The organism is Westiellopsis prolifica IICB1 (genome assembly GCF_004323185.1).
GTDB lineage: Bacteria > Cyanobacteriota > Cyanobacteriia > Cyanobacteriales > Nostocaceae > Pelatocladus > Pelatocladus prolificus_A.
Genome location: NZ_NAPS01000002.1, coordinates 1,393,202 through 1,419,718, shown reverse-complemented (window position 1 = coordinate 1,419,718; position 26,517 = coordinate 1,393,202). Strand labels below are relative to the sequence as shown.

At 40.9% G+C, this 26,517-nt stretch carries 21 protein-coding genes; 12 read left to right on the top strand and 9 right to left on the bottom strand.

Features of this window, described 5'->3' with window-relative positions; genetic code table 11:
• The first annotated feature begins 277 nt into the window (after nt 1-277).
• From B4U84_RS20440 to trhO, 3 genes are read left to right on the top strand one after another with little or no spacing between them, the layout of a single operon-like run.
• The gene (locus B4U84_RS20440) at nt 278-1,831 is read left to right on the top strand and encodes an ATP-binding protein (protein WP_242677671.1); all 1,554 of its coding nucleotides are present in this window, start codon (nt 278-280) and stop codon (nt 1,829-1,831) included.
• A 22-nt stretch (nt 1,832-1,853) separates the two neighbouring features.
• Nucleotides 1,854-2,486: a DUF938 domain-containing protein gene (locus tag B4U84_RS20435; RefSeq protein ID WP_131120365.1), complete on the top strand. Its 633-nt coding sequence runs from the start codon at nt 1,854-1,856 to the stop codon at nt 2,484-2,486.
• A 48-nt stretch (nt 2,487-2,534) separates the two neighbouring features.
• Complete coding sequence (gene trhO / locus B4U84_RS20430; RefSeq protein WP_131120363.1) at nt 2,535-3,413, top strand: oxygen-dependent tRNA uridine(34) hydroxylase TrhO; 879 nt, start codon at nt 2,535-2,537, stop codon at nt 3,411-3,413.
• A gap of 145 nt (nt 3,414-3,558) precedes the next feature.
• Here trhO and B4U84_RS20425 read toward each other — a convergent pair whose 3' ends face one another.
• Nucleotides 3,559-4,035 (bottom strand): hypothetical protein, encoded by a 477-nt coding sequence (locus B4U84_RS20425; RefSeq protein WP_131120361.1) that lies wholly within the window; start codon nt 4,033-4,035, stop codon nt 3,559-3,561.
• Nucleotides 4,036-4,173: 138 nt separating this feature from the next.
• Nucleotides 4,174-6,792 carry an ATP-dependent chaperone ClpB gene (clpB, locus tag B4U84_RS20420; RefSeq protein ID WP_131120359.1) on the bottom strand — a complete coding sequence of 873 codons (2,619 nt, stop codon included), beginning with the start codon at nt 6,790-6,792 and terminating at the stop codon, nt 4,174-4,176.
• Nucleotides 6,793-7,573: 781 nt separating this feature from the next.
• Between clpB and glgX the strand changes: the two genes are divergently transcribed.
• A complete protein-coding gene (glgX, locus tag B4U84_RS20415; protein WP_017310994.1) occupies nt 7,574-9,664 on the top strand; it encodes a glycogen debranching protein GlgX in 2,091 nt (696 codons plus the stop codon).
• Nucleotides 9,665-9,958: 294 nt separating this feature from the next.
• On the opposite strand, the gene B4U84_RS20410 is transcribed toward glgX, so the two are convergent.
• Nucleotides 9,959-10,234, bottom strand: a complete 276-nt coding sequence (locus B4U84_RS20410; protein ID WP_017310992.1) for a hypothetical protein — start codon at nt 10,232-10,234, stop codon at nt 9,959-9,961.
• A gap of 357 nt (nt 10,235-10,591) precedes the next feature.
• Entirely contained in the window at nt 10,592-11,473 is an 882-nt protein-coding gene (locus B4U84_RS20405) for a YihY/virulence factor BrkB family protein (RefSeq protein ID WP_131120357.1), read from the bottom strand.
• Nucleotides 11,474-11,619: 146 nt separating this feature from the next.
• Between B4U84_RS20405 and B4U84_RS20400 the strand changes: the two genes are divergently transcribed.
• Together B4U84_RS20400 and B4U84_RS20395 are read left to right on the top strand one after the other, a co-directional pair.
• Nucleotides 11,620-13,536 carry a thiamine pyrophosphate-binding protein gene (locus B4U84_RS20400; RefSeq protein WP_017310989.1) on the top strand — a complete coding sequence of 639 codons (1,917 nt, stop codon included), beginning with the start codon at nt 11,620-11,622 and terminating at the stop codon, nt 13,534-13,536.
• 235 nt (nt 13,537-13,771) lie between these two features.
• Nucleotides 13,772-14,161 (top strand): hypothetical protein, encoded by a 390-nt coding sequence (locus B4U84_RS20395; protein WP_044447797.1) that lies wholly within the window; start codon nt 13,772-13,774, stop codon nt 14,159-14,161.
• A gap of 300 nt (nt 14,162-14,461) precedes the next feature.
• Here B4U84_RS20395 and B4U84_RS20390 read toward each other — a convergent pair whose 3' ends face one another.
• The 4 genes from B4U84_RS20390 to B4U84_RS20380 all read right to left on the bottom strand — a co-directional run bounded on the left by B4U84_RS20390 (nt 14,462) and on the right by B4U84_RS20380 (nt 21,253).
• Nucleotides 14,462-15,058: a DUF3611 family protein gene (locus B4U84_RS20390; protein WP_017310987.1), complete on the bottom strand. Its 597-nt coding sequence runs from the start codon at nt 15,056-15,058 to the stop codon at nt 14,462-14,464.
• A 122-nt stretch (nt 15,059-15,180) separates the two neighbouring features.
• On the bottom strand, nt 15,181-18,075 hold the full coding sequence (locus B4U84_RS20385; protein WP_242677670.1) for a CAAX protease: 2,895 nt from the start codon (nt 18,073-18,075) through the stop codon (nt 15,181-15,183).
• 1 nt (nt 18,076) lies between these two features.
• Nucleotides 18,077-18,772, bottom strand: coding sequence for a YIP1 family protein (locus tag B4U84_RS31680; RefSeq protein ID WP_017310985.1), 696 nt, complete (start codon nt 18,770-18,772; stop codon nt 18,077-18,079).
• Nucleotides 18,773-19,138: 366 nt separating this feature from the next.
• Nucleotides 19,139-21,253: a prolyl oligopeptidase family serine peptidase gene (locus tag B4U84_RS20380; protein ID WP_017310984.1), complete on the bottom strand. Its 2,115-nt coding sequence runs from the start codon at nt 21,251-21,253 to the stop codon at nt 19,139-19,141.
• A gap of 346 nt (nt 21,254-21,599) precedes the next feature.
• Here B4U84_RS20380 and B4U84_RS20375 point away from each other — a divergent pair, with 346 nt between their 5' ends.
• From B4U84_RS20375 to cas5, 4 genes are all read left to right on the top strand, one after another.
• Nucleotides 21,600-21,980, top strand: coding sequence for a transposase (locus B4U84_RS20375; RefSeq protein WP_131120355.1), 381 nt, complete (start codon nt 21,600-21,602; stop codon nt 21,978-21,980).
• A 37-nt stretch (nt 21,981-22,017) separates the two neighbouring features.
• Nucleotides 22,018-22,386 carry a trypco2 family protein gene (locus tag B4U84_RS20370; RefSeq protein WP_131120353.1) on the top strand — a complete coding sequence of 123 codons (369 nt, stop codon included), beginning with the start codon at nt 22,018-22,020 and terminating at the stop codon, nt 22,384-22,386.
• Between the two features lie 28 nt (nt 22,387-22,414).
• Complete coding sequence (locus B4U84_RS20365; RefSeq protein ID WP_131120351.1) at nt 22,415-24,220, top strand: CHAT domain-containing protein; 1,806 nt, start codon at nt 22,415-22,417, stop codon at nt 24,218-24,220.
• 66 nt (nt 24,221-24,286) lie between these two features.
• The gene (cas5, locus tag B4U84_RS32145) at nt 24,287-24,382 is read left to right on the top strand and encodes a CRISPR-associated protein Cas5 (RefSeq protein ID WP_165490324.1); all 96 of its coding nucleotides are present in this window, start codon (nt 24,287-24,289) and stop codon (nt 24,380-24,382) included.
• Nucleotides 24,383-24,390: 8 nt separating this feature from the next.
• On the opposite strand, the gene B4U84_RS20355 is transcribed toward cas5, so the two are convergent.
• Entirely contained in the window at nt 24,391-24,627 is a 237-nt protein-coding gene (locus B4U84_RS20355; RefSeq protein ID WP_131120349.1) for a hypothetical protein, read from the bottom strand.
• A gap of 650 nt (nt 24,628-25,277) precedes the next feature.
• Here B4U84_RS20355 and B4U84_RS20350 point away from each other — a divergent pair.
• Nucleotides 25,278-25,583: a hypothetical protein gene (locus B4U84_RS20350; protein ID WP_131120347.1), complete on the top strand. Its 306-nt coding sequence runs from the start codon at nt 25,278-25,280 to the stop codon at nt 25,581-25,583.
• Between the two features lie 66 nt (nt 25,584-25,649).
• Complete coding sequence (locus B4U84_RS20345) at nt 25,650-26,354, top strand: nuclease-related domain-containing protein (RefSeq protein ID WP_131120346.1); 705 nt, start codon at nt 25,650-25,652, stop codon at nt 26,352-26,354.
• The last annotated feature ends 163 nt before the right edge of the window (nt 26,355-26,517 follow it).

Sequence of the window (26,517 nt, the reverse complement as noted above, 5' to 3'; positions counted from 1 at the left end):
ACAAGGGGGACAAGGGGGACAAGGGGGACAAGGGGGACAAGGAGAATAAGCAATCACCAATCACCAATGACAAATGACCAATCACCAATGACCATTGTACAGACGCGATTTATCGCGTCTCTAATGACCAATGACCAATGACAATTGACCAAGAAATTTATAATTTACATCGTCAGCTAGATGTCTGGAATGAGCAAATTTCTTGAAAATAATGCTGCTAGGTTCCTATAGCTGTAGGAAAATTTTGGCGTGGCGACAATGTTATCAAAATAATATCATGATGCGTATTCTGCTGCTGGAAGATTCTTGGGCAGACGCCGAGTTGATCGGTGCAGCTTTGGCAAAAAGTAAAATTAATTGCGAGTTGGTACGAGTAGAGACTCGTGCAGACTTTATTGAAGCTCTCAAAACTGAAACCTTGGATTTAATTCTGGCGGATTATGCTCTTCCTTCCTTTGATGGCTTTTCTGCTTTAGAACTTGTTCGTGCTATCTGTCCAGAAGTACCGTTTATCATAATTTCTGGGATACTTGGTGAAGAGCGAGCCATTGAAACTCTCAAAAGTGGAGCTACAGATTATGTACTCAAACAACGCTTGGAGCGACTAGTTCCAGCAGTAGAGCGAGCTTTACGAGAAGCCGAAGAACGAAAATTACTCAAGCAAGCAGAGGCTGAATTACGTAAAAGCGAAGAATTATTTCGTACATCTGTAGAAACTATCCTAGACTGCTTTGGCATTTATAGCGCTATTCGTGACACATCAGGTAAGATCATAGATTTTCGCATTGATTACGTGAATGCAGCCGCTTGTGAAAATCACCAGTTTACACAAGAAGAGCAATTAGGTAAGCGGTTGTGTGAACTCATGCCCATACATCAGACAAGTGGTCTATTTACAGAATACAGCCGAGTTGTAGAAACGGGTGAGTCACTGGTGAAGGAATTATTGTTGGAAGATGGGGGACATGGGGGACATGGAGGACATGGGGGACAAAGAGCATATGATATTCGTGCTGTGAAGTTTGGGGATGGGGTAGTTGTGACTTGGCGCGATACAACCGAACGCCGACAAGTTGAAGAAGAACGTAAACAACTAATACGCCAAGAGCAAGCAGCTAGAGAAGAAGCTGAGAAAGCAAACCGCCTCAAGGATGAATTCTTAGCTGTCGTTTCTCACGAACTTCGTACACCGCTTAATTCTATGTTGGGTTGGGCGCAGATACTTAGAAATCGACAATTGAATGAAGCGATCGCCACCAAAGCTTTGGAAACGATTGAGCGTAACGCCAGACAGCAGAAAAAATTGATTGAGGATATTCTTGATGTTTCCATGATCATTCAGAACAAGCTGCGTTTGGAGTTACAACCTCTTTACTTAGTTCCAATTGTTCATGCTGCGATTGAAGATATACAACCACAAGCTCAAGCCAAGTCAATTAAAATAGAGTCCATGCTTAGTCCCTTCATCAGTCCAGTAATGGGCGATGCAGAACGCTTGCAGCAAATTGTCTGTAATCTCCTCTCGAATGCGATTAAATTTACTCCTCCTAATGGTCAAGTGCAAATTTGGCTTCAACAAATTGATTCCTTAGCCCAAATTACAGTTACTGATACAGGACAAGGTATAAGTTGCGACTTTTTACCTTATGTGTTCGATCGCTTTCGTCAAGCAGATGGTACTACAACCAGAAAATATGGAGGATTAGGACTAGGACTAGCTATTGTTCATCATTTGGTTGAACTACATCACGGCCATGTTTATGCTACTAGTGAGGGAATTGGCCAAGGAGCCACATTTACAGTCCAACTGCCAATCTACAAAATAGAATAAAAAGCCGGAAAATTACAGCCTGATGAACAAACCACAAGATGCGCGACAATACGCCCCAGCTACACAGCGCAATCGTCAACCAATTCTAGAAGTACTCACGCAAGTATTACCCGCAACAGGTAATGTATTAGAAATTGCTAGTGGCACTGGAGAACATGCGGTATATTTTGCTCCTCGTCTGTCTCCTCGTCAATGGATACCTTCTGACCCTAATCCCTTACACCGTGCTAGCATCACTGCTTGGAGAAAATATTTACCCTGTGAAAGTCTTCAGCCACCTTTAGAAATTGATGTACGTGAGTCAATCTGGATGGTAGAGGAAGAAGCATTATTTAATACTTCACAAATTACAGCCATCGTCAATATCAACATGATCCACATTTCACCTTGGGCTGCTTGTTTGGGACTAATGGCGGGTGCAGGTCGCATTCTTCCGTCTGGTGGAATCCTCTATTTGTATGGGCCATTCAAACGGGATGGCAAACATACCGCAGCAAGTAATGCTGCTTTTGATGAATCTCTACGCGCCCAAAATCCAGAATGGGGTGTGCGTAATCTTGAAGATGTCGTCACAGCAGCTAGTACAAACAATCTCAGTTTACTCAATATTTATCAAATGCCAGCAAATAATCTCTCAGTAGTATTTAATTTATAGACGTACAAGAAGTCCGTTAAGCACTAACTACTAACTCCTTACGCAAATATGACACTAGTCGTTGCTACATTTTATAAGTTTGTTAAATTGCCAGATTATGCTGAAAAACAGCAATCTTTGTTAGCTTATTGCCAAGCACAAGGTATTAAGGGGACTATTTTATTAGCCCAAGAAGGAATAAATGGGACGATCGCAGGTTCTCGTGAGAGTATTGATTCAGTGTTATCTTTTTTGCGGTCTGATTCTCGTTTTGCTGAGTTGGAACATAAAGAGTCTACTGCTGAAGAGCCACCGTTTCAACGTCTAAAGGTACGCTTGAAAAAAGAAATAGTCACGATTGGACTACCTAATATTGACCCCAATGAACAAGTTGGAACTTATGTCAGTCCCCAAGATTGGAATAAGATAATTTCTGATCCAGAAGTGGTTGTAATTGACACTCGCAATGACTATGAAATCAGTATTGGTACTTTTAAAAAAGCGCAAAATCCTAATACTGAGTCATTTAGGCAATTTCCAGAATATGTCAAGAAGCACCTTGATCCTAGTCAGTACAAGAAAGTAGCACTATTTTGTACTGGTGGTATTCGCTGTGAAAAAGCTTCTTCTTTGATGATTTCCCAAGGTTTTCAAGAAGTTTATCACCTCAAGGGCGGTATTCTCAAATATTTAGAGGAAGTTCCAGCAGAGGAAAGTCTTTGGGAAGGGGAATGTTTTGTCTTCGATGAACGAGTCGCTGTGAGTCACGGGTTAGAACCCGGTTCCTATGAAATGTGTGTTGGTTGTGGACACCCAATTTCCGAAGCTGATAAAACTTCTCTTCATTATGAAGAAGGTATTAGTTGTCCCCATTGTTTTGATAGTCTCACTCCAGAAAAGAGAGCAGGTTTAGAGGAGAAAAAGCGACAAATGAGAAGGGGAGAATAGAGGACATTGGGTATTGGGTATTGGGCATTGGTTATTCTCCTCACACTTCCCAGACTTCCAGACGCGATGAATCGCGTCTCTACATTACTCTACTTCCCCCACTTCCCAATCTCTGATTCCTGTTCACCATTGAATATAATTTTGTCTAATTAGTTGCTGTGGCGAAAAATTCTTGCAGTTTTTCGGGCTGTTTTGTGAACGCTAAATATTGAGACGCCATTTCTGGAGTTAACAGTTCTATCATTAATCTGTTTTCTACCCAGAACTCCATGACATCAAATAAAGACTCACGACTACAGCGCACTACGCGCCAACCTTCACTCATTCCAACTTGTTCAATTTCTTCTTGGGTGACGGGTACAGAAATTGCTGCGTGAGTAGCGGTGAACATAGAAGGATTGTCATTGTGGACAAACATGCAATGCTCATCTGGTGATGTACCAGGTAAAATCTCAGATGCTAAAGGATAAACTTCAACTGCTGTACCATATTCATCACCGGGAAAAACTATATAGCTACCTGGGTTTGGAGGAAAGGGTGCTGCTTGACCTTTCAAGACTTTGGCAAGAACTTGGGCAACATGCTGGGGATTTTTGGCGGAAACTGAAATGTGGTGAATCATAAAAAATAACCTTCAAGATGTATGATTCTACAACTGATGGTTATTGTGTTCCGCAAATCAAAAGATTAAGTTTTTTACACAAATTTTGATAGGTTTGTATTAAGCACTTAAGTGCTTAATACAAACCATTAACACCTCTTAAGTCGTCAATATTTCTGCGGGTAAGCGCTTGAAGGAAAGACGCTCATTTTCGATATCTACAAAGATCATATCGCCATCATTGAATTCGCCCCGCAAAATTGCTTTGGCGATTGGTGTCTCTAATTCTCTTTGAATCGCACGTTTGAGCGGACGCGCACCGAATACTGGATCATATCCTACTTCGGCTAAAAAGTCAAGAGCAGCATCGGAGAGTTTGAGAGATATCTTACGATCGCTCAATCGTTGGCGGAGTCTTTCGACTTGCAGTTGGACAATTTCGCGCAATTCTGCTTTTTGCAAACCGTGGAAGATAATTAACTCATCAACCCGGTTGAGGAATTCTGGACGGAAGGAATTTCGCAACGCTTCCATTACCCGACTCCGCATTTCCTCATAACGAGATTCATCACCGGCGATATCAAGGATAAATTGCGAACCGATGTTACTGGTCATAATAATAATAGTGTTTTTGAAGTCCACTGTATGACCTTGAGCATCGGTGACACGTCCATCATCGAGAATTTGCAACAAGATGTTAAATACATCCGGATGAGCTTTTTCGATTTCGTCGAAGAGAATCACCGCATAAGGACGACGGCGAATTGCTTCGGTTAATTGTCCACCTTCTTCGTAACCAACATATCCGGGAGGCGCACCAATCAAACGCGAAACGGCGTGTTTCTCCATATACTCAGACATATCAATGCGGACTAGCGCCTCTTCGGTGTCAAACAAATATGCTGCGAGGGCCTTTGCTAATTCCGTTTTACCCACACCAGTAGGGCCGAGGAAAATAAAGCTAGCGATGGGACGATTCGGATCTGCCAAACCAGCGCGCGATCGCTGAATTGCATCTGCAACAGCTGTGACTGCTTCTTGTTGTCCAACCACACGATGATGCAGTTCATCTTCCAAGTGCAGCAATTTTTCTTTTTCCGATTCTACCAACTTGCTGATCGGGATACCAGTCCACTTAGAAATCACTTCGGCGATGTCAGCTTCAGTAACTTCTTCGCGCAACAGAGATTTTCCAGTGTGTTGAGTTTGAGTTAACTCAGATTCTGCTGCTTCCAACTTACGGTGCAAATCAGTTAACTTACCATACTTTAATTCCGCAGCCCGATTGAGATCATAATCCCGTTCCGCTTGTTGAATTTCTAAGTTAACTCGGTCTATTTCCTCTTTGACAGATTGAATTTTGGTGATAATATCCTTTTCAGACTGCCACTGAGCATTTAACGCCCGTTGTTCTTCTTTAAGATCCGCTAGTTCTTTTTCTAATCTTTCGAGACGTTCGCGAGAAGCAGTGTTGCTTTCTTTTTGCAACGACAGCTTCTCCATTTCTAACTGTAAAATCTTGCGATCAATCTCATCAAGTTCTTCTGGTTTGGAAGTAATCTCCATTTTCAACCTAGCAGCAGCTTCATCTACCAAATCAATAGCTTTGTCTGGTAAAAAGCGATCGCTAATATATCGACTTGAAAGTGTCGCCGCAGCTACCAAAGAATTATCCGAGATTTTCACCCCGTGGTGCAATTCATAGCGTTCTTTCAAACCGCGCAAAATCGAAATTGTATCTTCGACTGTAGGTTGATCAACATAAACTTGTTGGAAGCGTCGCTCTAAAGCCGCATCTTTTTCAATATACTTACGATATTCATCTAAAGTTGTCGCCCCAATACAGCGCAACTCACCCCGCGCCAACATCGGTTTAAGCAAATTACTTGCATCCATCGCGCCTTGGGTAGCACCCGCACCGACAACAGTATGAATCTCATCAATAAATAAAATTATATTACCGCCAGATTCAGTAACTTCCTTTAAAACCGCTTTGAGACGTTCTTCAAATTCACCCCGGAATTTTGCACCCGCAATCAAAGCACCCATATCCAAAGCCATCAACTTGCGGTCTTTGAGAGATTGGGGAACATCACCAGCTACAATCCGCTGTGCTAAACCTTCAACAATTGCAGTTTTACCAACACCAGGTTCTCCAATCAACACAGGATTATTCTTGGTGCGGCGAGATAGAATTTGAATCGTGCGACGAATTTCGTCATCTCGTCCAATCACTGGATCAAGTTTACCTTGACGAGCGGCTTCAGTGAGGTCACGCCCATATTTTTCCAGTGCTTGGTATTTACCTTCTGGATTTTGGTCGGTCACTTTTTGGCTTCCCCGAATTTGTTTAATAGTATCTTTTAGTTTTCTTTCGTCTAATCCGAATTCTTGAAATAAACTTTTACCAAAGCGATCATCTTTGGCGTAAGCAAGTAATAAATGTTCTATAGATATATATTCGTCATCAAACTCTTTACGATAGTTTTCAGCTCGATCTAGTAGAGAATCCAAGCTGCGTCCCAGGTAAACAGAATTGATAGTTCCCGATACTCTTGGCTGACGTTGGATATATTGGTCAGTGCGATCGCGTAATTTTTGCAGATTCACACCCAATTTTGTAAACACAGGCCCAGCTAGTCCTTCTTGTTCTAGCAAAGCTTTCATCAGGTGTTCGCTTTCAATTTGCTGATGGTGGTTTTGTTTAGCGATGTCAGGAGTATGGGCGATCGCTTCCCAGGCTTTTTCTGTAAATTGGTTAGGGTTAGTTGGTTGCATAGGCTTTTTGAGGAACGAACTACAGGCGCAAATATAATTTTTGTTCTTATATGGTCATTTTAGAAAGAAGCGCCTCATAAGCTAGATCGGTCTTCACGTCTTTTTCAAGTAGTATTACCGTCCGGTCAAGAGGTAAGGGAGAAGGGAGCAGGGAGCGGGGAGCAGGGGGAAGGGAGAAGGGAATAAAGCATAGTTTTCTTAGTGTCTTTGTGTCTTGGTGGTGAAAAAATCAATTTTAATTTAACTATCAAGACACTTAAGACACCAAGATGAATTGCAACAAGTGCGTGATCTACTCAAATGAGTGCGTGATTTACTCAAATGAGAAGGTAGAATGGCTTTCCGAGTGCGTGATTTACTCAAATGAGTGCGTGATCTACCCAAATGAGAAGGTAGAATGGCTTTCCGAGTGCATGATTTAACGAAATGAGTGCGTGATCTACCCAAATGAGAAGGTGAAATGGCATTTTCAGTAGGTGAAATGGCAAAATGAGAAAGTGAAATGGCATTTTGCTTACAGGAATTGAAGCAGAAAGCCCACACCTAGTAGTTTTGTAGGGTGTGTTGTCGCGCAGCGCAACGCACCATCTAGTGGTTTTCGGTGTGTTAGGGCTTTCGTCCATAACACACCCTACCAAATTCTCAAAGTCTCTCAATGACCAATCATTCCTTGATGGTACAAGAAAGCTGATTTATCCGTGGAATAAATCGCAAATCCAAAATCCAAAATCCTTCGACTGAACGCTCACGACGAAGTCCAAAATCCAAAATCCAAAATCGGATGACTCAATTCCACACTACCCAAACCGTTTTTCCTGGTCAAGCTTATCCTTTAGGTGCTACTGTTCATCCTAATGGTGTCAATTTTTCAATTTTTTCTAGCTGTGCAGGTTTAGATTTATTACTTTTTGATGAACCAGATGCTCCTAAACCCAGTCATGTTATTCCTTTAGACCCCAAACTAAACAGGACTTATTATTATTGGCATGTTTTTGTACCGGGAATTGGGACGGGACAAGTTTATGCTTATCGAGCCTATGGGCGTTTTCTACCAGAAAGAGGATTACGGTTTGATGGTAGTAAGGTACTGCTTGACCCTTATGCACCAGCAATTGTAAATTGGGAAAACTACAGTCGTGAAGCTGCGATTCCCTTTGGTATAGATAATTGCGCTCAGGCATTGAGGGGTGTAGTTTTAGATACTAGTGTATACGATTGGGAAGAAGATAAACCACTGCAAACGCCTTTTGCAAAAACCATAATTTACGAATTGCATGTAGATGCTTTTACCCGTCATCCGAGTTCTGGGGTTGCTGCACACAAACGTGGTACTTTTGCTGGATTAATCGAAAAAATTCCTTATTTGAAAGAATTAGGGATTACCGCAGTTGAGTTGCTTCCTATCCACGAATTTGATCCCCAAGATGCTCGTCCGGGTTTACATAATTATTGGGGTTACAGCACCGTTGGCTTTTTCGCTCCTCATCATGGTTACAGCTCTCAAAGTGATCCTCTGGGGCCTGTGAATGAATTTCGTGATCTGGTCAAAGCATTACATCGGGCAGGAATTGAAGTAATTTTAGATGTGGTTTACAATCATTCAGCAGAAGGCAGTCACGATGGGCCGACACTGTCGTTTAAGGGATTAGCAAACAAAGCTTATTATATTCTGGAAAAAGATAAGGCGTATTACAGCAACTATACTGGTTGCGGCAATACTTTGCGAGCCAATAACCCAATGGTTTCCCGTATGATTGTTGATAGCCTGTGCTATTGGGCTTCGCAGATGCATGTGGATGGATTTCGCTTTGATTTAGCTGGTGTGTTAGCACGTGATGAATTTGGTCATCCGACGGTATTTTCTCCTGTACTTTGGGCGATTGAAACCAGTCCAGCTTTGGTAGCAACAAAGGTGATTGCTGAAGCTTGGGATGCAGCTGGACTTTATGCAGTCGGAGGATTTATCGGTAATGCTCAACGTTTTGCTGAGTGGAATGGGCCTTTTCGGGATGATGTGCGCCGTTTTGTCAAAGGAGATGAAGGTACCATCGGTCATTTAGCAAATCGGATTATGGGTAGTCCTGACCTTTACCCCCAACTGGATTATCAACCCTACCGCAGTATTAATTTTATTACCTGCCACGATGGTTTTACGATGAATGATTTAGTTTCGTATAATATCAAGCACAACGAAGCTAACAACGAAGACAACCGTGATGGAGCTAACGACAACTATAGTTGGAATTGTGGTGTCGAAGGAGAAACAAGCGACTCAGCAATAGAAGCTTTACGTTTACGACAGATCAAGAATTTTTTCACAATTCTTTTTTGCTCTCAAGGTACACCCATGCTGCTGATGGGTGATGAAATTCGCCGGACGCAGCGAGGTAACAATAACGCCTATTGTCAGGATAATGAATTGAGTTGGTTTGACTGGAGCCAAATCGAAAAAAACTCAGATTTACTACGTTTTGTCAAAGGGTTGATTCAGTTTACCCAATCATTGGAAAGTTTTGCTCAAGAACGTGTACTTGCTGTCACGGATGGTGGTCATAAGCCTCATATATATTGGCATGGTGTTAAATTAGGTGAGGCAGATTGGTCATACTATTCCCATAGTTTAGCTTTCAGCTTGCGCTATCCAGAACATAACGAGAATTTACATTTTATACTTAATGCTTACTGGGAAACACTTAGCTTTGAACTACCAGTTCTTGCTAATGGAGGACAATGGTATCGGATGATAGATACCGCTTTACCCTGTGGTGATGATTGCTGCGATCGACAAACAGCACCAGTGGTTAAAGGAAATATGTATCAAGCACAAAGAAGATCAGTGATCGTACTGCTGGGATTAGAAAAAAAAGACTGACTACTATAGCAATCCTATATGATTTGTGAAAATCGCAGAGCTTAGATCCCCGACTTCTTAAAGAAGTCGGGGATCTTGTCTGGAGCGAATGATTTAGGAATGCTATATGTCCTTCTATCCCCAATCCTTGGGATGGCGATCGCCATCCCAAATCCCCAAATGTCTAAAATTCCTAGTGTGACCCAATAGGATAGGTTCTCTTCATACGACTTCTTAAAATCAAATAGTCTGCTTTAAGAGACTGCGATTAAAATTGCAGGCGGTTTTTTGAACTACAAATTCAGAATGCTATCACTACTTGGAAAGAGAACAATACATACGGAACGTTTCGCGACTTAAAACAATACATGCACTTTCGGTGTTTTCTTCTTGAATATCACTATTGACGGTAGCTTGATAGTTGATCAGTGCTGTAGTTGAAATAGCAACACATACTAAAGCTAAAGTCCCAAAAAATAACGTTTTGGGCGTAATTATTGGATTTATTTCTCTCTTTTTCTTTTGTACTTTTGATTGACAACAAACTTGTTTTGGAGACCAAAAATGGTTGTCAAAATCGTAGTAACTCATTGATATTATTAGCTCCTGGACTACAAGTAAAAACTTAATATTTACTTTGCCAACAATCATGAATTATGTGATGTATCGGCGTTCCGTCAATGATATATCAAATTAATCAGAATGATATAAATAAATATTAAATAGTTATTGATTTCCCATAGATTTTATCTATGATTTAGTGAATATTTGATTGATAAAAAATACCAAAAATATCTGATACTCATCTTTAGAATTAAAAATGAGCATTTTTAGCTTTTAAAAAAATAATGATGCAGATAAACGTAATTAATAGACTAAATTCTGATGATTTTGTTTCCTCAATAACTCAAACAACAGTATATTAACTATTTAAACTTAGTGAGCAATTTAAAAATTATTATTGTTAGCTTTCATTGATTTTCCTACAGTGACATTTAACTGTGCGCCAATTAGTAGAACCAAAGAACTGAGATTGAGCCATAACAGCAAAACAATCCCTGCACTCAAAGCTCCATAGGTCAAATTATAGTTTCCGAAATTACTAACATATACTCTAAACAATTTAGAAACACCTGCCCATAGTAAGGCTCCAATCATTGCTCCAGGCATAATTGGAGTACCGTTTAACCATTGACTAGGACCATGACGATAAATAATACTAAACGCATAAGCTATAATCATCAAGGTTAAAAGCCAACGAAACCAAGACCAAGCAGATAAAAATATTGCTCCAGATACTTGTGTACTATCTAACACAAATTGAACTATTAGGTCACTAATAAATACTAATAAAGAAGCAGTTAGCACTAAACCGATAGTAGCGATCGTCAGAATCAAAGAGATTAGCTTCGCTTTCCAAAAAGGTTGTTTCAGGTTTGGTGGAATCTGGTAAATCTCATCCATCGCGTTCATCGCTGCACTAATTGCTCCTGATGCAAGCCAAAGAGCAACCAAAGAACTGATATAAACAACTTCTCTACTTTTAGGTAGTTGTATCTGTCTAGTAAATTCTTTCAACAACAGTGGAACTTGTTCTGGGGCAAAATTAAGTACTTGGTGAGCTAAAATATCAACTTGATTTTGGGAAATATTCAACATCCCAATTATTGTCAGAATCGCCGCCAGTGTAGGAAATAAAGCTAACAAGTTACTATAAGCCATTTCCGTAGCTAAACCAGATAATCTGTGTTTACCACTTTCTTTGACAACTTGTTTGAGTACCGCAAAGTTGAGATGGCGAAAGAAACGGATAAAGCGAGTAGAGAACATGGGAAGGGGATCGGGGATTGGGGAGCGGGAACAAGGGAGAGAATAAACACCAATGACCATTGACCAATGACCAATGACCAATGACTCTTCAACTGTCTGTCTCAACAAATGTATGATGACAATGAGTGAATCAAGGAAAATCAGTCATGACTAATGTTGTAGAACGTAGCTTTCCGATTGACTTAGGAGCCTACAAGCCTTTAGCACTAGACCCAAGCAATCCTACCCTCACTGACGAGCAACGCCAGACTCTCAAAGCTAATATCCAGCTATGTCGTGATGCGATTGTTTTCTTCACAGCGACGGGAGCAGCTAGGGGTGTAGGTGGGCACACTGGTGGCCCTTACGACACAGTGCCAGAGGTAGTAATTCTGGATGCACTCTTTAGAGGTGCGCCAGATAAGTTCGTACCGATTTTCTTTGATGAAGCAGGACATCGAGTTGCTACCCAGTATCTCATGGCTGCTTTGCATGGTGATTTACCTTTTGAGCAACTTGCTCACTATCGTGAAGCCCATTCTCGACTACCGGGACACCCTGAGTTAGGATTGACCCCAGGTGTAAAATTTAGCTCTGGGCGTTTGGGACATGTCTGGCCTTATATTAATGGGGTGGCAATGGCCAATCCAGACAAAGTAGTGATTTGCCTTGGTTCTGATGGTTCACAGCAAGAAGGAAATGATGCAGAAGCTGCACGTTTAGCAGTTGCCCAAAATCTTAACGTCAAACTGATCATTGATGATAATGATGTTACAATTGCCGGACATCCTTCTGAATATCTACCAGGTTTTAGTGTTGTAAAAACCCTCACCGGTCATGGTGTTAACTCCAGTGTCGGAGATCCTGAAGATATAGATGATTTATATCGTCGTATCTGTGAAGCAGTAACCACCGATGGGCCGATTGCTTTGGTAAACAAGCGGAAAATGGCTGTAGGGATTGATGGTATAGAAGGATCAACCCACGGTCATGATGTGATTCCTGTGGATAAAGCGATCGCCTACTTAGAAAAGCACGGACAAACCGCAGCTGTCGAATATCTCAAAAACATTCAAAAACCCAAGCTTCCCTACACTTTCCTCGGTGTCAGCGAAAAATGGGATTCTAACCGTAATGTCTTCGGTGACGCTGTAGTATCTGTCCTCAGCCGCATGAGTCCTGAAGAACGTAAAGCAAAGGTCATGTGTATCGATAGTGACCTCGAAGGTTCTTGCGGTTTGAAAAAAATTCATGATGCTTATCCAGATATTTTCGTCGCTTCTGGCATCATGGAACGGGGTAACTTCTCCGCCGCCGCCGGCTTCGGTATGGAAAAAGGCAAACAAGGCATTTTTGGTACATTCAGCGCCTTTTTGGAAATGTGTATTTCCGAAATCACAATGGCGCGGTTGAACTACTCCAACGTCCTGTGTCATTTTTCTCACTGCGGTGTAGACGATATGGCAGACAACACCTGCCATTTTGGTCTCAATAACATGTTCGCCGACAATGGGTTAGACGACGGTTACGAAACGCGGTTATACTTCCCAGCCGATGCTGGACAAATGAAAGCCTGTGTGGAAGCAGTATTTTTTGACCCTGGGTTAAGATTTATCTACTCTACTCGCTCCAAAGTACCCCAAATTTTGGATGAAAATGGCAATAATTTCTTTGGCGAAGGTTATACCTTTGTTCCTGGTAAAGATGAAGTTGTCAGAGAAGGAACTGCTGGTTATATTATTAGCTTTGGTGATGGATTATATCGCGCTCTCGATGCTGTCGAAAAACTCAAACAGCAAGGAATTGACGTTGGTTTGATCAACAAGCCTACACTCAACGTCATTGACGAAGAGATGCTAGCTAAAGTTGGTAAAGCACCTTTTGTTCTGGTTGTAGAAGCACTCAATCGGCGCACAGGATTAGGTAGCCGCTTTGGTTCCTGGTTACTAGAACGCGGACTCACACCAAAATTCGCTCACCTTGGTATTCATAAAGAAGGTTGTGGTGGATTGTGGGAACAATTCCCCTATCAGGGATTAGATCCTGAAGGGATTATCAAGAAAGTCAAAGAACTAGTGAGCTAGTTTATAGATTAGGAATTAGAGGGATTAAATTCAATCCCTCTTTCAATAATTTAACTAATTATCTATATCTAAAAAAAATTAAGTGATGGTGTTTACATACTTAAATAAATAATAAAAGATTTGTTATAACCAAAGATTGATTTAGCGAATCTAACTATAGATCAGTGAAATAAAAAGTGTTCTTATTTAGAAAAGAAGGTGATCAAGTTTTTTGAAAGATTGTTGGAGGACTGTTATGTTAGAAACAAATTACAGGAGCAATACAACATCTTTTTCAAATAGTTGCGATAAATATCTTTTGGGTGATTTAAGTTGTGACCAAATTTTGGCTGATTTAAGCTCTGATGAAGCATCTGTAATTATTGCTGGATTTAATGTTAAAAATTCTTTAACAGGGCAAAAAAGTTTCTACACCTTAAGTGTTACACAACCACCTACTCAGCATCTTTTGAATAGTCAACAATCAGGCTCTTATACTGGTAGCCATATTTTGTACAATTCGTCTTTAAGTACTTACAAACCAGTATTGCAAAGTATTGATGATCAAAACGGTTCATACAGTTTTACTCAAGATCAGGACAACGTGCGTTTTGCTGGGATAAATTTGTTTAAAGCTTCTACTTAAGTTACAGATTCGGGAGCAGAAAGCCCATCGGCTTTTAGCCGTGGGAGTGTCAAAAAGTAGAATCTAGTAGAGTGCGTTATAGACATTAGTCTTAACGCACCGAAAATTTGGGATTATATATTGGTGTAATGTACACTCAATACGGTTCGGATAAGACAAATCGATAACATCTAAACCCTGTACCAAACGTGCCATGGCACGTCTGGTACATGCCCAAAATTATGACGAAAAATTCTTAACCAAACCGTATTGAATGTACACTTCACGAAATCCGCTTTCTAAACCGGGGGCGGATTTTAGTTATTCATAAACAGGTTGTGGTATGAGCCTATATAATAGCCACAAAGCGACAATTACTCCTACTAACTCGGCTGCGATCGCACAACTAACTGCTTGCATTGAAATAATCTGTAGAGGAGTAATTGGTAAACCCGGAGTTGCTATCGCCGCACCAGGAATAGGTCTATAAATAGTAGATGCGCCTTGGGGAATTGATAGGACTTTATTCAACAGCAATCCAACCTGGGTCATTAAGACAATAACTGCAAATATCATGCCGCTAATATTGGCAATTATGCCGATCCATAAATCTCTCGTCACCTCTTTTCTAGAGGGACGGAGATCAGGGTCATCTAATGTTTTCGATAAGCGTGTATAGCGAAAACACCAATAAATGGTGAAGATCAAAACTAGCAAACAAGCATAAGCAAAAAACACACCAATACCGTTTTGAGTACTAACTCGACCAGCATTGTTCCTAAAAAACAGTGTCGGTATAGCAATAAATAAGGGAATACTTCCCAAAACTAACTGTAGCCAGAAACCAATCCAACCTAGTAGGCGAAATTCACTGGCTATCCTCTGAACGTTGGTTGATGGCGCGTGTGATGTATGCATAATATAGGTGATAGATGGTAGATGCTAACAAGGAAAGGGGAGCGGGGAAAGGGGAGCGGGGAAAGGGGAGCGGGGAATGACCAATGACCATTGTACAGACGCGATGAATCGCGTCTCTAATGTTAAAATGTCAAAGGAGCGATCGCAGCAATATCTGGATCACAACCACCTACTTGACTGGTGGTCAGCATCCATACAGAAGCTCCTTGCTGGATGAATATCTCAGTGACAGTATCGTTAGCTTTGCGAGGAAACATTGTTCGCCAACTAATTAAACCTGTAAATAGTTGTTTGAAGGGACTATCTTCAAGAGAACTACCGAGGTTATCAGTGGAATTTTGCCAATCGGCGCGGGCGACACCAAAGGGTAATAGTTCCCACCGCAGAGATTTTCCTAATTTGACCAATTTTTGCAGGCGGTTGAAGTCTTCAGGATTGTACTCTAGCCAGTTTTGATACTCTGAATGATGAGATTTAATTCCCACCTCAATAGCTTTAATTGCTGCGTATAACGCTTGATTGGAATCTTGGGAGCAGTTATTAGCAGGACCAACATAGGTTCCGCCAGTACCATCACCAATGCGGTAACGAGCTGTCATGATTTCCAATTGTCGAATCAGTGTTTGCAATGCCGATCGCCTGACGCCATTAAGATCATAATCTTCGGTGAAAGGATCATATTTGATCAGAATATTAGTTGTGGGACGAATCCCTAGCCAACCAAATTGGCGATCGCCCAAATAACGTGATATGTGCAATGTGCCAGCAATTAATCCATCGATGTTGTGAGTGTAAACTTGATGATACTCGATGTCAAAGCATAATTCATCTGTCAAAGGTTCCCGCACAACCTGCGCCACCCCGTAAGCAAAATGTCCAAAGTAGATGGGGGAGCTAGCTGCGGCTTCTTTTTTCTTTCCACCGATACCGCCGTAAGTATGGAGAACTAAAGCGCGATCGCCTTCACACCACTCTGAGACTGCTTGCTCAATTTCACAGTCTTTAGTATTCAAAAGCACAGATTGAATTTGCCCTTTATGAGCAATTATTTCTTGCCAAGCTTCTTTTTTCAAGTAATTCAAGGCTGCTTTTTTGCCATTTATTACCCGTTGTGGTTTAACTTGCACCAAAGACCGAGGAATAAGTGACTGGACTACAAACATGCCAGCGGTATTTTTTGCCCCGTAAATATACCATCCCGCACTGTTTAAAGGAGACTTTTCAATATCACGGTTGGTGGAAGGATAAATTTCGTTTTCGTAAGCAATTACCTGGGGCATCTTGACGACTTCCTCAACTCCATCAAACTGACGAGAGTCAGGATTATAATGAACTACGCGGAACTGTTCGCCGTCTGGGCTGACTGGTTGTAAAAACTTCACTAAAGCGTAAAATCGTCCGGAAATTTGCACAGGTTCGCTATTAATGTGCAAAGTAACAGCTTGGTTTTCCCCATTCTCTTCAATTACCACAGGTTCATGCAACATGACAACAACATCATCATTGGGTCTAGCACCAGCTAAAGACTCTAGTGGCCTCACCTGTCGCCAATGATTCAAACGAGTTGGTTGAACTAAACCTTGTTGGGAACTATAGATTGCTTGCTGGCTAAAATGAACATCTTTAATAACTGCTGGGGTTGAGTTTCTGGCTGGGGAACCATTAAAAGATTTCAAATTTACAACTTGTCCAATGAGATGTTGATATTCACTAGGAGCGTGATAGAGTTCCAGCAAAACGCCAAACCGTCGTTGTTGCTTTGGTGGTAAAATCAGTCTCCCCATCCAAGGAGCGATGGGTTGATAAAGATTTGTTGGTACAGTCTGAGTTAAGGATCTTGTTGCTTGAGGTAAAGGATAATAATCTGGTCGATTAAATTCTGCTTGTTGATAGCGATCGTAATTGCTGAGTTGACGCGGTTCGGTTTCTTGGTCTGTATCATACTCCTCTAGTAAGATTTTTGTTACTACATCTAGTGTTTGTTGTAGGTGGGTGCGACCATCAGGCAATGATTGGTGAGGATCTAAGACACCTCCAACACCACTGTGACCCACTAGACCAAGAGAAGCGAAAGAAATTTTACCCATGCGTTTGGCACGATTCCAGTAGGATAAAAAAAAGATTTTCCAACGCTTGGGGAAAAAAATCGGCCCCAAACGTTCAACTGGATCTTTGTCACCAACAAAATGATAGAGATGCTCTGCCATCAAAGCATTAGTATTACCACTGATTACGCCAGCTAAAGAAATGACTTCTATCGGTGCTACTAACGCCTGTTTGAGATGGGAAAGTGTTCCCATCGCTATTTGTCCACCACCACTAAAACCAATTAGGCTGATTGGTACGCCGCTACCAGGCTGATAACCATATCTAACCAGGCTGTTGTACATGACTTGAGCCATTCCCTGGTTATAAATCGGGCCGTAACGCTGGTCAGCAGAAACCATAACTACAAAGGTGTTACGGATGTTAATTGCTACAGCCAGCAAAAGACCGAGTATACCTGGATTTTCGGACATACTTAATCGTTCGGCTGTCCGCCAAAAAAATGAGAAGAATCCGCCTTCTGTTAGAGGTCGATTAAGAACAGAGTAAGGAATTAGCCCTCTAATAATGGCGATGTTATCTGGTAATATTGCTGCTAACTGACTCAGAAACTCCTCACCATCAGGAAAGTATCGCGATGAAGCTTGACCAATACCATCCAAATAAATTACAAAACGAACTACATTTGTTTGGGGTGGGATCGGTTCTTCTAATGTACCTGGGTCAAGTGTAGTATCAATTTGATCGCCATACCAACCTGCCCACCAGCCCAAAGCTTCTAGAGGAACAAGCAGTCCAGCGAAGAGAATAGCAATTAAAGCAATCTGCGCTAAATTTATAGTCAAACTTAGCGCTTCACTCAGAGCATTGTACGCAACTACCCACAGATGGCGCAGTGGTGGAAATAATACAGTTACAAGCAAGGCTATCAAAAAAATACCTAAAAATTTGACGACTCGCTTTAACATCATCTCACCCCCTGCCGTCTCTGTTGTCGAGGGTGTTGCTAGTTGGATCAATCCTGAACAGGATCTGTCCCCTTGTTTGTAGAAGATTTTCTATTCCTCGCATATCTGTAACTAGTTTTTTCCCAGCCACGGTGTTAGAAAGCCATACACCGATCGCTGCTATGGGTCTGCCTATAGTACGTTGTAAAATTTGGAGTACCACCCATCCCAAAGCTGCACACCAAAAGGCTCGCCATACGCTTACATGTAGGACTGCATGTAAACCAACTTCAAACGCCAATAGTGTCCAGATAGAGAGTATGACGTTAATGGACACACCGAAATAGGGTAATGCGACCAAAAAACTAAATATCATTGGTGCATAGGCTAGTCCTAGAAGAGACCATATAGTTTCATATGGGGTACTCGCATCAAAGAATAGCCAACTGACAAACCATGTACTCAGACCCCAAAACAAGACGCTAAATGCAAATAATACTGAGGCGATCGCTAAACTGAGAAGAAAGCGAATCGGTTTGACTCGGTTCACAAATAGTACAATACCTTGACCAAAAGCTTGTGAAAAGCCTGCTAACAGTACTGTGAAAAGTGCAACTCGAAAACCTTGGGGTAGAATCTGGATCAATTCAAACGCTTTGGGGTTGAGAGCGATCGCCCCAAATATAAGTTCCCAAAATCGGTCGAAGGCTGTCTGTGTCATGGCAGATAGGGTGAAAAAGCCAATTTAGGACATTTCCTATTTGTTCAATCACCTTTACATTTTAGAAGTCAAATTGCGATCGCAGATAAGCCAGTTAATAGTTACCAGAGCAGTTATCAGTTATTAGCTATCAGTAAGTCCCCCACAAAGAAGGTGGTAGGCGTTGGTGGTGGGTTTAAATCCAATACGGTTCAGATAAGACCACAATCTCTTGTAGAGACGCGCCATGGCGCGTCTCTACAGGTCAAATTTTTGCACTAAAAATCCTTAACTGAACCGTATTGGGTTTAAATCCCCCACCATACGCCGTGATAACTGATAACTGATAACTGTTCACTGATTTAAGGGCTTTTCGCCTACAATCCCTTAATACCCAAATTGCCACATCATAAAGGCGAAGATGTCGGCTCGTTCTTGGAGACGTTGCCTTTTGGTTGAACCAGCGCCATGCCCAGCTTCGTAGTCAATGCGGAGTAAGACAGGTTTGTTACTTGCTGATGCGGCTTGAACCCGCGCCGCAAATTTTGTCGATTGCCAAGGTTCGCATCGTTGGTCGGTGATCCCGTGGGTAATGATCATTGCTGGATAGTTCACTCCGTCTTGGACATGCAAAAATGCATCCATTTCGTAGAGTGCTTTGAATCCCGCTTCGGTGGTGCAACTACCAAATTCGCGAATATTGTTCACTCCGTTTGTCATTGTTTCAAAGCGAATCACATTCATCGCGCCTACCCGTGCAATTGCGACCGCAAACAAATCAGGACGTTCTGTAACGGCTCTACCAATCAAGATACCGCCTGCACTAACACCTTCTCCCGCCAGTTTTGCAGGTGAGGTATATTTTTTTTCAATTAGATATTCAGCACAAGCAATAAAATCTTTCCAGGTGTTGGGCTTAGTTTGCTGAAATCCGGCGCGATACCACGCTTCACCTTTTTCACCACCACCGCGCACATGAGCGAACGCCATAATACCACCTTTCTCATACCAGGCATAATTTTGGTGTTCGTAGTCTAAGTACATCGAAAAACCATAAGCCCCATAACCAATCAACCAGCATGGATTTGAACCATCAAGTTTGATACCTTTTTTATGGATAATAGACAGTGGTATCATCGTCCCATCGTGCGATCGCACCTCGATTTCTTGGGCGACTAAATCATCTGGTGCGTCATATTCGCCTTGCGGTTGTAATTGTGTTTGCGTAAGTTGATGGGTTTGCGAATCGTATTCGTAGATGCTGTAAAATTTTGTCCAAGTGGTAACACCTAGCAAAATCCCTACCACTCTCGGATCATTTTTAGTGATTCTGGGGTCGTTTCCAAAAAACTCAGCTGTGCCAGCGAACGGCAGATTCAGGGATTCTGTTTTACCGTCGTAAGTAATGCGAATGGCTTTAGTAATACCATTATTATTTGTGAGTACATAAAGTGCATCTTGAGCGGCAAATATAGACTCAATTATCTGCTCGCTTTCTGCCATAACGATTTTAGCACTCGAAAAGTCAGGATTTTTCAGCGATGTTTTGACGATTTTATAGCGAGGCGCATCTTTGTGTGTCAACAAATATACTTCTTCTCCATGTACCTCAAAGAGTATAACTTCATCGGTCGCATCGCAAATCTTTTTCCACTCTGGTGTACCTTGATTAAATGAAGCGAGAGTAGTGACATAAAGATCAAGTTCTTTTTGTGTGCCGTAGAGGATAACTGCAAATACATAATCGGAATTGGGAAGGGTAACAACAAAGGGAAGTGCGACGGTTGAAATGTTGACCAAATCAGTCACTCCCTGACCGAGGACAAGGGTATCTTGTTCTACATCTGTGCCAAGTCTGTGCAAATAGACTTTGCTTTTTTGATACTTTTGTGTCTTCGCCATCCCTTTTTTGATTTCTTGATTGCGGGTGTAGACAAATGACTGGTTATCAGGCAACCAAATTCCGCCCCAATGCAACCGCGAAATCGGTTTGTCTACATCTTCAAGAGTTTCAGTATTGATCACATAAAGCGAAGCCTCTTCCGAACCGTTTGCTGAAATAGTATAATTCACATACTTGCCATCCCACGAGGGGATAAAGCAGTTAATCGCGTGCGGCTTGCCTGTTTGTTGTTTAAACTTGTCAGGATCAACCAAAAGTATTTCGTTACCGTTCATGCCATCTCGCATGTACAATTTCCACACATCATCTTGCGCCCCACATTTGAGGTAGAAAATTTTGCCATTGGCAAGTCGTAACACCCAGCTGACTTTTGCCGGAACAGAAGCATCTAATTCCATCATGCGGTTGAAAAAGTCATTACGTCCCGGAATTTGTTCGAGGGTGTGGGTTGTAAAATCGGCTTGCGCTTTTACCCACTCTTGCACCTGTTGATCATTGAAGTTTTCCATGTAACGATAATTGTCTGTTACCTTCGTACCGAAGTAGTCGTCTGTAACAGGTTTCACAGGTGCAACGGGTGGCTTTGGTTGTTTGGTCATGTTGCGTTTCTCCAGAAGTTAGGTGCGCTGGACTTTGACCGAGAAATTTAGTTAATTATGTGATCGCTTCATGTTACTCTTATATACAAAATTCAAAGCGGACGCTCCGTCAACAACCAGTACCCGCATTGTCAGAAAAATATGTAGCGTGAGTAAATGCACTATTGCGAGAGAAAAAGTTAAGATCAGGTAAATAATATTTAACTCAAATATTTACATTTTTAAGCAAAATATAACACAGCGACAAGATAAATTTTCCTGTCGTTCTTTGTCAATTTCTAAATAAAACTCTAGGAATTTAAGAGTAAAATTTGACATTGTTATGCTCAGAGTTTCGAGCATAACAATGACACTAAATAACGACGAATGCATTGCCCTGCTTGAGCAAATTCGCTGGGGTGGAAAGCCAAAGTGTCCGTATTGTGATTCAACTAAAGCAACAGCATATAAAAGTGAACGCAGATATCACTGTAACGAATGTTTTACTTCATATAGTGTTACGGTTGGTACTCTGTTTCACAAGACTCATGTAGAATTACAGAAGTGGTTTATAGCGATTCGACTTGTGCTGGATTCACCAGGGGGTATCAGTGTGCGTCAACTTGCCAAAAAAATTGGGGTTAATAAGAATACTGCTTGTTACATGATTGAGCGTATACGTAGGGCGATGGTTGAGGAAGGTGAACTGCTACAGAATACACGCCGTCATCTATCTCAAGCAGAATAAACTTTATATAACAAGCTAATTATTGAAGGATTCTGAAATGTCAGAAGAAAGACCCATTGGACTGACAGAGTTGATCGAACAGGTCAGGCGTGAGTTGCTATCGACAACATCACATAAAGATACAGAAGTGCCACTTCTAAGCGTAGATACAGTAGAACTAGAGCTACAAGTGACGGTGCATAGAGAGGGGAAAGGTGGTTTAAAAGTCTACGTTGTTGAAATGGGTGGAGGTGGGAGTCGCAATGATGTACAGAAAGTAAAGGTTACCCTATCCCCACTTTTAAGTAAAGAAGTGCGTCTTGGGCTTTACAAGAAGCGTTACCCAGACCGTTGGACAGAGTTTATGGATAAAAGTGTCGAAGCTTTGACAAAAGGAGGGGATGGCAATTTGGGCGATGAGTACTGATTGGGTTGAAATGTAAGGAAGCTGATAGGTGGAGTTATTAAGGTTATCCCTCTCTCTCATAGATAAACTTCCCTTTAAGTTCATAGTATCTGCATACTCTAGTGCAGGTGAGGGAGAAACTGAGTCCAAATTACCTTTCTTTGAAGACCATATCGACTGGCTCAACACCATAATTAAGACGCTGGATGCAATTTATTTTTGTCCCACATACTTCAAACAAGACGGAGAGCAGGATTGGATGATAAGGGCTGGTCTTCTAAAAAAAGACAGGAGTGCCTTTGAAGAAGACTTGCTGGTAAAGATTGGACAAAAACTTTACCAAGCTCTCTTTCCTCGTGATAGCGAAGTTGCAAAGGTGCTGGAACGGGCAATCACTTTAGCTGAAAGCAGCCATATCCAACTGCACATACAGTTTCAGTTTTATGCAGATCCCGTGCGGCGTTCTCAGTTACCTTATTATCCCTGGGAGTTAGTGCATAATGGTCAGAAATTTTTGGCACAGGATCGTGTTACTTTCTCGCGTTATATCGCTCATCGCAGTACACCACCGAACAGACTATCAGTTAATAAGGTTAATGTACTATTAGTGTCATCAGCAGCTTTCGATTTAGAGAATGATTTAGAGCAGCTATCTGAGATAGAACAACAAGCGATACGTAAAGGTATAGAGAAAGCCAAACAAAAAAAACACGTCTTTCTTACTAAGCTCAAAGTTGCTACTTTCAATGAATTACGAGCTTATCTGACTGAGAATTGCGGCGACAAGACACCTCATGTACTCCATTTCGATGGACATGGTATCTATGGAAAGCGTTGTAGAAATGGTAAATGTAGAACAATTCATAAAGGCGTAAAAGTAGACAAGTGCAGACGCTGCGGTGATTCTCTGACTCGTCCTGAAGGGTATCTAGTTTTTGAGGATGACAATGGCAAAGCTGATTATGTGAGCGCTCAAAAACTAGGCGACTTACTACAGCAAGCTAGTTTTGGTAATGATACTGAACAGCAAAGAGGTGTAATTTTGGCAGTACTTAGTGCTTGTAAATCGGGGATGGCGTTGGCTGGTGATTCAGCTTTCAATGGCATTGCCCAAAACTTGATTAGTCGCCAAGTACCCGCAGTAGTAGCGATGCAATATCTTGTCAGTGTGCCAGCTGCAACGGCTTTTGCGGAGCAGTTTTATCGCTCGTTAGGACAACAGAATCCTGTAGCAACGGCAGTAAGTCAAGGTCGTGAGGCAATGGGTTTTGACGGAAATCAATGGTATCGCCCAGTACTTTACTTGCGCTGGAAGGCCAATGAAGGTGGGCAGCTTTTTAATGTATCGCCAGCATCCGTTTCACGTAGCAGCGATCAAGTATTTCAAGAAGTATCGAATCAACTAGCTCGTGCATCGTTTGCAAAGCCATTATTAGACATTCCCAAGGAAAATGCTAGAAAACGAGCTGATTACCGCAAGCAAGCAGAGAGTTGGTTGGTAGATCAAAATGTTAGATTAGACTTAGCCTCAGCAATTGCCAAAAAAGCTTTAGATGTTAAAGATTTAGGTATTTATCCAAATCGTCTAGCACAACAAGAAGCTCAAAAAATTTTTGAACTGAATTTATATAACTGTCTAAATTGGCTTTTGAGGGCATTTCAGGTTGGTACAGGTGAAAATATAGATCGTTTTATTCAGGAGCATTTAATTCAACACCCTTTAGAAGTTTATGTAATAGCGCTTAATTGTTTTAAGGATGAGGCTGAAAAACGTTTAGAGGATAACAGAGAAGTTATAAATACAATACATAGATATACTAATAATTTAATTCAAAAAATAGATTCATATCTCTAGACTAGTAAAGTTTCGATTTTTGGAATTCTATTAAATATAATCCATCACTCATTAAGATTTTCGTCTTTGGGGATTTCTTCTGCAATAACCTGGTTCTCCATTTTTCTTGCGGAATCTAACCCAGTGCCTTCCAGGTCCACATTGCTCGGATTGCTGACTTGAAGACGATTCTAAAGTGTAAATTTTTTCTGAAGTTTTTTTTTGAGTAAATTATCTCCTTGAGGAAGAGGTTCAGGTTGAAATTGTCGTTGGTTCACTTCAGTCTTGTAAGCTTCAAGAATTGCTATTGCTCTGTTTAAGTAATCAATGCTGTCTTTTGCTTTTGAAAAATTATATCTGTATAAACTTGCGCGAATGTTTTTTAATTCTTCTATCAATAGCTCTATATCGTCTTTTGATGAATACATATTGCTTATAAATATATGAAGTGCAATTCGTATACAGCACTAACTATTAATTCGGTTAAATAAACTGAAGTTTAATCTTATTAATTTTTCATACTATTCGGTTATTCAAAATAAATCACTACCGCTAACTAGGACAGCAATTCGGTAACATTATCGTCTTGTCAAGTCCAAGGCTAATAGAGTTAGTTTCAACGAAAGGCAATTATAGCCGTAGCCATTTTTGTTAGGACGTTAACATTTGATAGACCCAATAATAACTCTTATAGTCTATGTCCTAATCTTGATGGCTATAGCTATAATATCAACAGATGTAGCCGAAATTACAGCGATGCCTTTCGAGTCAAAATTATAGCTATATCTGGGTATCTCTGAGAGAGTAGTGTACTTTTTTACAACTGACTGTTGATTCCAACAGAGAAAGAAGATGAGCAAGATTTGAGTACACCACTCACCTAAGTGCGATCGCACCCTCACCACCAACCCCAATCTCCAGCTACGCTAAACTCATAGCAACAACGCCGATGAAACACCCCTACAGCCATGTCCCTTGCCAAAGATTTCGAGATTCCAGAAGACATAGGCGACTGGATGAAAATAAAATAGCCCTGCTATTGATTGAGAGTAGTTAACATCAAATTCTTGCCACACAAATGAATTTAAATCTGAAAAATCAATATTTGTCTAATCTAATCAAAGTTGTATCTATTATTGTGGTTACAAGTGCGATCGCTCTAGAATTGGCAAATATTTACGCACTACTGCATAACTTTCAGTTACCAAGCAGCCTAAACCCGATTTTTTGGATGGGACATTTTGTTATAACTGCTCATTTCATTGAAGCTGCGATCGCAGTTTTTTATGCATCTGCAAACAAGAAAATACCAATCAAATATGGAATTTATACTTTTTTTGTAGGGACAGTTGGTTTACTAGAACTATTTGACAAAGAGGATTGACACACAAAATTGAGTAAAACTTGCTACAACTTATAATAGTAAATCCTCTAGATACTAAAATAATACATGTCAAAATTCCGTCGTCGGGCTGGACAAAATGTTCGTAATCTTGCAATTAAGAGACGACTGAAGGCAATCTTTTCTTTTCTCGGCGCTGTTGTAGTTGTCATTTTCCCCTTATTTTTGGTGAAAATATTTAATAATTTATTGAGGCAAATTTCATCAGGAAATCCTTCTCTAGCTTCGTTCGTTAACTGGCAAATTCCAATTTTATTTTATACTCTTTTCATCTTCATAGCTTTAGGTCTAGTTTTCAATGGTATACATTTCTGGCGCATGGCAAATCGTGCGGTTCAGGGTGCTAAAGGCGAAGAAGATATTGGCAAAGAACTAATTCAATTAGAGCGAGAAGGTTGGCAGATTGAGTATGGCATGTTATTAGGAAACGGTTTGGGAGATGCTGATATTTTTTGTGTTTCTCCAAAAGACCGAGCTTATGTTGTGGATGTGAAATCTCATCGCGGGAAAATTGTTACTGATGGTCAATATTTATCTCGTCGTATGGGAAAGTCTACTCACCAGTTTGAGAAAGATTTTTTAGAAGTGGCTATGAAACAAGCTTTGCAAGTTAAAAAGCAAAAGAAAATAAACTTTGTTACGCCGATTCTTGCTTTTTCTCAAGCGAAAGTTTCTATCCCATCAGAAAAGCTACGAGGGGTTTATGTAGTTGATAAATCTGGTTTACTATCGCTTCTAAAATCTTTAGGGTAAGTCAATCAAAATTACTATGAATTCTGATCTAACAAAAGATCAAATTGCTCTTAATACCAAAATTGCCTACTCAGCGATCGCACAATATGATTTTGATATTATCCAAATATTCTGACTAACTCAATTTATTTGTAGAAATTCTAATTTTTAATTTTTAATTATT